Source organism: Megasphaera paucivorans, assembly GCF_900103535.1.
Classification (GTDB): domain Bacteria; phylum Bacillota; class Negativicutes; order Veillonellales; family Megasphaeraceae; genus Megasphaera_A; species Megasphaera_A paucivorans.
This window is the reverse complement of record NZ_FNHQ01000020.1, coordinates 37,741-46,078: the sequence shown is the minus strand read 5'-3', so window position 1 is coordinate 46,078 and position 8,338 is coordinate 37,741. Positions and strand designations below refer to the sequence as shown.

The following is an 8,338-nucleotide window of genomic DNA, read 5'->3' as shown; positions in this document are numbered from 1 at the left end:
AATTCACCAACCGATTTGGTCGAAGTAAGACAGCGGAACTCACGCTGTTTGAACGACAATTGGCAGCCTATCACATTATCCATCAAAAAATCCGTCCCTATACACCAAGACATAACGGAAAGGTAGAACGATCTCACCGAAAAGATAACGAGTATTTCTATGCGAATCATCGCTTTTATTCCTTTGAAGATTTCAAAAAACAGTTAGCAGTCCGTAATAGAGAATACAATAATTTTCCTATGCGTCCCCTGGCTTGGAAATCTCCCAATGAAGTCCTCCGATCTTTTCTCTTCGCTATGTAACATATGTTTGACAAACCTACAAGAATATACCATATATAGGAAAATAGGGGTTGCACTATATTGTCAATTATGGTACAATTTTATATGCAATCTTACAAAAAATAAGGTATCGATAATCTCGAAACACTAGATTTTATCTTATTCTAAGGGGGTATAGCTCAGTTGGTTAGAGCGCTACGTTGACATCGTAGAGGTCAGTGGTTCGAATCCACTTATTCCCACCATATATTGTCTTGAAGTTTCTAATATTATTTATTAGAAACTTTTTTTATTGTATCTTATACATATATCCTGTAAAAATTTTTCCCATTGCACTGCTGAGTCTTTTAAATTATGAGAACTTTTAAGAATATCAGATTTGACTTGACTATATAAGCATGATACCATAAAGATACAAAGGAAGTGATAATATGAATGCAATTTTTTCAATTATTATTTCCGCCCTTGTTACCTTCGTGATTTACATGCTGTATTGTAAATGGGCAAGGCGTAAGTAGTACTATAAGGTCGCTCAAAGACAAGCTCTCAATAAAAACGCAGCCGTATCGGGCATAGAGCTTCGATATGGTGCGTTTTTGTGTTGACCTGCATGGTACTAATGATTTATCTTTTGGCAAAATGAGAGGAGTCTGTATATGTCAGGACTAAAAGATTTACAGCAGTTATGCAATACCGTAAGAAAAGATATCGTGCGGATGATTTATACCGCCGGTTCAGGACACCCTGGTGGTTCTTTATCCTCCGTAGAAATTATGGTTTCCTTATATTTCACGGATATTTTTCGATGTTTTCCAGAAAATCCCGATAATCCCACACGAGATCGTTTCATTTTATCAAAAGGACACGCCGCTCCGCTGCAATATAGTATATTGGCCAGAAAGGGTTATTTCCCAGTAAAAGAACTTAAATCTCTTCGTACTTTTGGCAGTCCGCTCCAAGGACATCCCAACATGAAAAAGCTTTCTTGTCTTGACTGTTCAGCCGGTTCTCTCGGGCAAGGACTTTCTATTGCCAATGGCATTGCGTTTTCCTTCAAGCATACCCATTGTACGCCACGTGTATATTGCCTTATGGGTGATGGTGAACAGCAGGAAGGTCAGGTTTGGGAAGCTGCCTTATTTGCTGCTCAGAATAAACTTGATAACGTATGTGCCATTATTGACTGCAACGGCATCCAACTTGACGGTTCTGTAAAAGATATCAAAAACATGGAACCCTTAGATGAAAAATGGCATAGTTTTGGCTGGAATGTTATCAAAGTGAATGGACACGATATAACTGCCCTCCATGAAGCATATAAGCAGTCAGAAGCGCATTTAGGAACTCCTACCGTTATTTTAGCCGCTACTACAAAGGGCAAAGGTATATCATATATGGAAAATCAAGCAAAATGGCACGGTACAGCACCTAATGCTGAACAATATGCCGCAGCCATGGCAGAATTATCCCTGGAGGTGCAATAAATGGAACAAATACCCATGCGGGATGGATATGGCAAAGCGCTATTGGAATTATGCAAAATCGATAAGAATGTATTGGTTCTCGATGCGGATGTTGCAAAATCAACGCGAGCCGATTGGATCAAACAGCAATTTCCCAATCATTTTATAGATATGGGAATATCTGAACAAGATATGGTAGGAACAGCTGCAGGCATGGCTCTTGCAGGCATGATTCCTTTTGTATCTACATATGGAGTATTTTTATCTGGACGTGCCTGGGATCAAATCCGCAATACAGTATGTTACAACAATCTGAACGTCAAACTCGGCGGCGCCCATGCAGGCATTTCTGTAGGACCTGACGGCGCTACCCATCAGGCATTAGAAGATGTCGCTATCATGCGTGTCCTGCCTAACATGACAGTTGTTGTACCTTGTGATTCCATCGAGACTTACAAGGCCACCATGGCAATCTATCACACCGCAGGTCCCTGTTACATTCGCTTTGGCCGAGAAGCGGTTCCTGTCATTACTACCGATGCTACTCCTTTTGTTTTAGGCAAGGCATGCGTGTTCCGTCCTGGCAGCGATGTCACAATATTTGCAAACGGGACAATGGTCCACCAAAGCATGAATGCCAGCAACCAATTACAAAAAAAAGGAATTTCCGCCCGCGTCGTGAATGTACATACAGTTAAACCATTAGATGCAGAAACGATACTTTCTTGTGCCGCAGAAACAGGGGCCGTCGTTGTAGCCGAAGAACATCAGCAAGCCGGCGGTTTGGGAGGTGCAATTTGTGAATTATTATCCCAGCATAACAATGTTCCGGTTTGTCTTGTCGGTATACATGACACGTTTGGAGAATCCGGAAATCCTTGTGAATTGATGGAAAATTACGGATTAGGAATACAGAATGTTGTTGATGCCGCAGTAAATGTATTGAAAAGAAAATAACCGCCTATAAAAAATCCCGTTGAAAACATGTTGAGTTTTCAACGGGATTTTTTTATAGGCGGTTACAAACAAAATAGAGAATACCGTCTATTCTTCATTAAACATTTTTTCATATTCCTGCAAAACAGCTTCGAATTCTTCGTCTGTAGGAGCTACATACAAAGGTTCACCATCTTCCATTTCAACACGGGCAATAATGGTTTCCGCATCTTCAGGAATAGCTTCTTCGCCATTTTCGTCCTCTGTATACCGGACGAGGATACTGAATTTCTTGCCATCGTATTCTAACGATGTTTCTTCATGGTAGTACACTTCATTTCCTTCTTCGTCTTCAATAACGATTACTGGAACTTCTTCCATCATTTCTTCTGCCATGTTATCCTCCTTGAGCGTCTAAATAATTCTGTAAGATGAAAACAGCTGCCATTTTATCTACAACTTGTTTTCGTTTTTCACGACGTACATGGGCCTCTATCAATTGACGCTGTGCCATAACCGTCGTAAGGCGTTCATCCCAATATACAAATTCCATAGAGGGCATCACTTTCTTTAATTCTGCGACAAAATGTTCTATCTTATCAATGTTTACACTGTTATCGCCATTCATATGACGTGGCTTTCCCACAACAATACGATGAACTTCTTTTTCTTTTACAATTTCCTGCAGACGGCCAAAATCTTTGGCCTTCGATTCCCGCCGAATGGTTTCTATCCCTTGTGCTGTGATCAGCAGTGCATCACTGCACGCAACCCCAATCGTACGAGAACCTACATCCAATCCCAATATACGCATATTCACCTATAACTTATGCTGTTTTACATAAGAACGCACCAATTCTTCTATCAGTTCATCACGTTCAATCCTGCGTATATTACTGCGAGCGTTATTGTGACTCGTAATATATGTAGGATCTCCGGATAACAAATAGCCCACAATCTGATTGATTGGATTATACCCTTTCTCTTCCAAAGAATGATACACATCTTCAAAGATCATCGATGCTACCGTTTGTTCTTCATCTCTGGATTTAACAATCATCGTTTCATCATTAATAGCCATTGTCAACACTTCCTTATCCTCATTGGACTATTTTTCTAATACATCGTAAATGGCCATATAGCCAGCTTTTAAAGCTTCATCCATATGCTGCGGTTCTTTACCGCCGGCCTGCGCCATATCAGGACGGCCTCCGCCATTACCTCCGGCAGCTTGAGCTGCCGCTTTAATGATTTTCCCAGCATGAAGACCTTTGGCTGTATCTGTTTTGGCCACTTTACAGACAAAATTAATCTTATCGTCATGAATGGCTCCCAGTAAAACAACACCGCCGCTGAGTCGGTCCAATATGGTATCGGCCAAATCACGCAATTCATCTATAGAATCAACATTAGCTTGTGCTGTAACAACAGGTACAGCAGCAATGGTTTCTTTATGTGCAATAATGGAATCTACTCCAGAAAGAGCCTCTTTCTTTTTCAAATCTTGCAATTCTCTTTCGGTTTCTCTCATTTGGCTCAATAGATTTTCTAATTTTTCCGGAATCGCCTCGGTTTTCACTTTAAGAAGACCGGCTATTATTTCCAGCTCTTTAGCATCAGCTTGCGATTTTTCAAGCGCAGCAGCCCCTGTAACAGCTTCGATACGGCGCAGGCCCGTACCAATGCCTGATTCGCTCAAAATGCACAGAGAACCGATTACAGCAGTATTCGTTACATGAGACCCTCCACAAAGTTCACAGCTGAAATCATCTACAGTAACAACCCGAACAATATCTCCGTATTTTTCACCGAAAAGTGCCATAGCTCCTTTTTCTTTAGCTGCCGCAATAGGCATTTCTTCAATCGTAACAGGAAGTGCTTTAAGAATTTCTTTATTGACCAGCGTTGAAATTTTATCCAATTCCTGCGCTGTAATAGGAGAAAAATGCGTAAAATCAAATCGCAGATGTTCCGGGGTAACTAGAGAACCAGCCTGATTAACGTGATCTCCCAGTACACTGCGCAGCGCAGCCTGCAGCAAATGTGTCGCTGTATGATTGCGAGCCATAGCTAAATTGCGAGCCGTATCAACGGCAATATCCATAACATCACCGCAATGAACTACACCTTCTTCTACAACAGCTATCAGATATACCAACCCATTAGGCAATGCTTTGGCATCTTCGACAACGACTTTGCCAAATGCACTGGTAAGTACACCGGTATCGCCAAGCTGCCCTCCACCTTCCGCATGGAACGGATTCGTATCAAGAATTATGGTAACTTCCTGCCCATCATGAGCTTCACCTATTTCAACACCCTCTTTGCCTACCATGACAACTTTCGCAGTAACCGCGTATTTATCATTAGTCAATTTCACTTGGTCCAGATGTGTCGTATCAGGTGTTGCCACTTTGGCAGATGCATCATGGCGGGCAGCTCTGGCACGTTCCTGCTGTTCCTTCATTGCCTTTTCAAACCCTTCTTTGTCAATGGCAATTCCATGTTCCTGAGCAATTTCCTCCGTCAGTTCCACAGGAAATCCAAAGGTATCGTATAATTTAAATACTTCTGCTCCAGCCAGCATTTTCGCACCGTCCGAAGCTTCCATGGTTTCCTTCAAAAGCATCAAGCCTTGTGCTAATGTAGCGCTAAATTGTTTTTCTTCCGTTTCGATAACTCTCTTGATGAATTCCTTATGTTCTATCAGTTCCGGATATTCTCCACCAAGAATATCTATAACCGTGTCAACTAATCCTGCCAAGAAAATATCATTGATTCCCAATATACGGCCAAACCGCACCGCTCTGCGCAGTATACGGCGCAGTACATACCCGCGGCCTTCGTTGGATGGCAAGATACCATCACTAATCATTATCGTAATTGCCCGAATATGATCTGCAATAACCTTAAGCGCCACTTTGTCATCAGGATTAGAATACTCTTTATGACAAATCGAAAGTACTTGTTCAATAATGGGATAAATCAAATCCGTTTCAAAATTTGATTCTTTTTGCTGAATCACAGAAGCTAATCGTTCCAATCCTGCCCCAGTATCAATATTCTTTTTTTCCAGCGGATGATATTCTCCCTTGGCATCACGATCAAACTGCGTAAAAACAAGATTCCAGATTTCAAGATAACGATCGCAATCACATCCAACCGTACATGTAGGTTGTCCACAACCACGTTCGGGGCCGAGATCATAAAAAATTTCACTATCCGGACCACACGGACCTTCTCCAATTTCCCAGAAGTTGTCTTCCATTTTAAAAATTCGTTCATCTGCAAGTCCGATCATATTATGCCAATAGTCATAGGCTTCCGTGTCATCTGGATAGATAGTAACATAAAGTTTATCCTTATCGAGAGCCAATACTTCCGTAAGAAATTCCCAAGCCCATGAAATAGCTTCTTTTTTAAAATAATCACCAAACGAGAAATTTCCCAGCATTTCAAAAAATGTATGATGACGAGCTGTACGTCCCACATTATCAATATCACCTGTACGGATGCATTTCTGACTGGTAGTCACGCGATAAGACGGCGGAACAAGTTTACCTGTAAAATACGGTTTCAATGGAGCCATTCCGGCACCTATAAGCAACAAGCTCGGATCATTTTCTGGTATCAATGGAAAACTGTGCAAAATCATATGTTCCTTACTTTTAAAAAAATTCAAATACGCACTGCGAATTTCATTTCCCGTCATATACTTCATGCTGTAAACACTCCTCTGTTATCTTCCTTTATGGGAACGATTATACTCTAGTTACCCCCTGTAAGGCAACTATTACCATATAATACTCCCTCTGATTTATGTATTTTTTTATAAAACTACAAAACAAGGAGGCGATCCGCCCCCTTGTCTGCGCAAATTACTTGTTAACGTACACGTTTAGCACCCACATAACGAGAAGACCAATACCCGCTCGACATACTATCTACACGAATACCGCCACTTGATGTGGCACTAATAAATTTATCGTTGCCTACGTAGATTCCTGAATGTGACACACCGGGACAATAAGTTGTAAAAAACACAAGATCCCCGGGAATCAAATCAGATCTTGAAACAGGAGCACCCACCATATACTGTTGATCGGCCATACGCGGCAAATTAATCCCCGCATTGGAAAATACATATTTTGTAAATCCCGAACAATCAAAGCCTTTCGGTGTATTCCCCCCCCATACATAGGGAACTCCTACATATTTATTGGCAATAGAAACAAGACGACTCCCCATATCATCAGAAGAAAATCGTTGATAACTGATTTTATCTTCATTAATCATTTTCATTCGTTTTCCAGTAATTTGATAAAACGTCCAATCGCCGACTTTGCCACTGATTTGAATATGCCGGTCTGCCTGAAATTTAGCTACAGCTTTGGCAGTATCTTCTGTATATATACCGTTTGTTCTTACGCGATACCCTCTTCTCGTCAGCTGCTGCTGAATCAGCATTACATCATTTCCCTTATCACCAATTGAATAATAGGCGCCAGCTGGAAAAGCCGCCACCATCAATAAAACAGTTATCAAAAAAATTCTGCTACCATTTTTCCACATAGAGGCTCCTTTCTACCTCCGGGACTGTCTTATATCCCGTATCTCGTCAGGATTCAATACTCTTTTATGTATGTCTTCTATTTGCGATGATGGCCTAGTTCTGCCCGTATCCAATACAAGGGCCGCCGTTTTACCTCTTCAAAAATACGTCCGATGTACTCACCGATAATTCCCAGAAATATTAATTGCAGTCCTCCTACCAGCGATACAACAATCATAGTTGTCGCCCATCCAGGAGCCGCCGTTCCAACCAGCTTGCAATATAACACGTGAATAATCAAAAGAACACTGAGTAGTCCGCTCAACAATCCAACATACAGTGAAGCTCTTAACGGCATAGTCGAATAGGCAGTTATACCGTCCAACGCAAACCGCAGCATCTTACGCGGGGAAAACTTTGATTTACCAGCATAACGCGGCGGTGCCACAAACTGAATCATCGTTCTTTTATAACCAATATCCCCCATCATACCGCGAATAAATCTATCGTGTTCCCGAAACAACATAAAGGTTTCCAGTACTTTGCGATCTATCAGTCTGAAATCGGATCCGCCCGGAACGATATCGACTTGAGAGATCGCATTAATAATCTTATAATACCATTTCGAAGTCATCCGTTTAAGAAGATTCGCATCATCTGTTGCCAAGCGAATCGTCTGAACCACTTCATATCCTTCCTGCCATTTTTTTACTAAATCCGGAATCATCATCGGCGGATGCTGTAAGTCACCATCCATCGTAATGACTGCATCACCTTGTGCATGATCCATGCCACAAGTAATAGCCAATTGATGTCCAAAATTTCGAGCTAAAATCAACGCACGGACATGTTCATCTAATTGTGTCAAACGGCTTAACATTAATGGGGTCGCATCTTTCGAACCATCGTCAACAAATATAATTTCGTAGTCCATGTCTATTGTCTGTATCGCTTTGATTACTTCTTCATAAAATTTCTCTACATTATCTTCTTCATTATACACAGGAACTACAATAGACAATAACATCTTTTTCACCAACTTAATTGAATTCATTATGAGTATTATACCATTCTTCGGTTTTAACTGTCAAAATTTACCCTTTTTA

Annotated in this window: 9 protein-coding genes and 1 tRNA gene; 4 read left to right on the top strand and 6 right to left on the bottom strand. The window is 41.1% G+C overall.

The genetic code is table 11. The features are described from left to right. The 4 genes from BLR11_RS09625 to BLR11_RS09610 all read left to right on the top strand — a co-directional run. Positions 1 to 302, top strand: a 302-nt coding sequence (locus tag BLR11_RS09625; protein WP_143006425.1) for an integrase core domain-containing protein, incomplete at its 5' end; no start/stop codon positions are given. A 147-nt stretch (positions 303 to 449) separates the two neighbouring features. Then, positions 450 to 526: transfer RNA gene (locus BLR11_RS09620), tRNA-Val, on the top strand. Positions 527 to 937: 411 nt separating this feature from the next. Next, positions 938 to 1,765, top strand: a complete 828-nt coding sequence (locus tag BLR11_RS09615; RefSeq protein WP_091651283.1) for a transketolase — start codon at positions 938 to 940, stop codon at positions 1,763 to 1,765. Next, entirely contained in the window at positions 1,766 to 2,701 is a 936-nt protein-coding gene (locus tag BLR11_RS09610) for a transketolase family protein (protein ID WP_091651280.1), read from the top strand. 87 nt (positions 2,702 to 2,788) lie between these two features. Here the strand turns inward: BLR11_RS09610 and BLR11_RS09605 are convergent, their stop codons facing one another. The 6 genes from BLR11_RS09605 to BLR11_RS09580 all read right to left on the bottom strand — a co-directional run bounded on the left by BLR11_RS09605 (position 2,789) and on the right by BLR11_RS09580 (position 8,286). After that, positions 2,789 to 3,076: a DUF1292 domain-containing protein gene (locus BLR11_RS09605; RefSeq protein ID WP_091651277.1), complete on the bottom strand. Its 288-nt coding sequence runs from the start codon at positions 3,074 to 3,076 to the stop codon at positions 2,789 to 2,791. A 1-nt stretch (position 3,077) separates the two neighbouring features. Beyond that, a complete protein-coding gene (gene ruvX, locus BLR11_RS09600) occupies positions 3,078 to 3,494 on the bottom strand; it encodes a Holliday junction resolvase RuvX (RefSeq protein WP_091651266.1) in 417 nt (138 codons plus the stop codon). 6 nt (positions 3,495 to 3,500) lie between these two features. Further along, positions 3,501 to 3,761, bottom strand: coding sequence for an IreB family regulatory phosphoprotein (locus BLR11_RS09595; protein ID WP_091651262.1), 261 nt, complete (start codon positions 3,759 to 3,761; stop codon positions 3,501 to 3,503). Between the two features lie 27 nt (positions 3,762 to 3,788). After that, on the bottom strand, positions 3,789 to 6,392 hold the full coding sequence (gene alaS / locus BLR11_RS09590; RefSeq protein ID WP_176762946.1) for an alanine--tRNA ligase: 2,604 nt from the start codon (positions 6,390 to 6,392) through the stop codon (positions 3,789 to 3,791). Positions 6,393 to 6,565: 173 nt separating this feature from the next. Beyond that, a complete protein-coding gene (locus BLR11_RS09585; RefSeq protein ID WP_091651254.1) occupies positions 6,566 to 7,252 on the bottom strand; it encodes a C40 family peptidase in 687 nt (228 codons plus the stop codon). Between the two features lie 77 nt (positions 7,253 to 7,329). Beyond that, complete coding sequence (locus BLR11_RS09580; RefSeq protein WP_176762943.1) at positions 7,330 to 8,286, bottom strand: glycosyltransferase family 2 protein; 957 nt, start codon at positions 8,284 to 8,286, stop codon at positions 7,330 to 7,332. Positions 8,287 to 8,338: the final 52 nt, after the last annotated feature.